Annotated in this window: 1 protein-coding gene; it reads right to left on the bottom strand. The window is 64.6% G+C overall.

The window, feature by feature from the left end; translation table 11 throughout:
- The coding region (locus tag AC1DRJ_RS31385; protein WP_477805527.1) for a Rossmann-fold NAD(P)-binding domain-containing protein at positions 1-641 on the bottom strand (641 nt) is incomplete at both ends.

The raw sequence follows: 641 nt of genomic DNA, 5'->3' as shown, positions 1-641 counted from the left end.
CCACCGCGCCGGCCAGGTTGGTCGGGCCGCAAATGGTCACGCCATTCTGGACCACTACCTGATCCGCCACGGTCAGCGGGCAGTTGCCGCCCTGAGCCGCCGCGAGGTCGATGACCACCGAGCCAGGCTTCATCTGCGCCACGGTTTCCGCGCTCAACAGTGTCGGCGCTTTGCGGCCCGGGATCAGTGCGGTGGTGATGACGATGTCAGCCTGTTTGGCGCGTTCGTGCACAGCCAGGGCCTGACGTTGCATCCAGCTGGCAGGCATTGGTCGCGCGTAACCGCCGACACCAACGGCGCATTCGCGCTCTTCATCGGTTTCGTACGGCACGTCGACGAATTTCGCCCCCAGGGATTCGATTTGTTCCTTCACCGCCGGACGTACGTCCGAAGCCTCGATCACTGCACCAAGCCGCTTGGCGGTCGCAATTGCCTGCAAACCTGCCACGCCGGCGCCCAGAATCAGCACGCGCGCCGCTTTCACGGTGCCCGCAGCGGTCATCAACATCGGCATGAAGCGAGGGTAGTGATGAGCAGCCAACAACACGGCTTTATAGCCGGCGATGTTCGCCTGGGAAGACAGCACATCCAGGCTCTGCGCGCGGGAGGTGCGTGGCGCGGCCTCCAGTGCGAAGCCGGTA

It is taken from the genome of Pseudomonas sp. P5_B2, from assembly GCF_056400445.1.
Note: the sequence above shows the minus strand (reverse complement) of the source record. Positions and strands in the feature narration are given on the sequence as shown.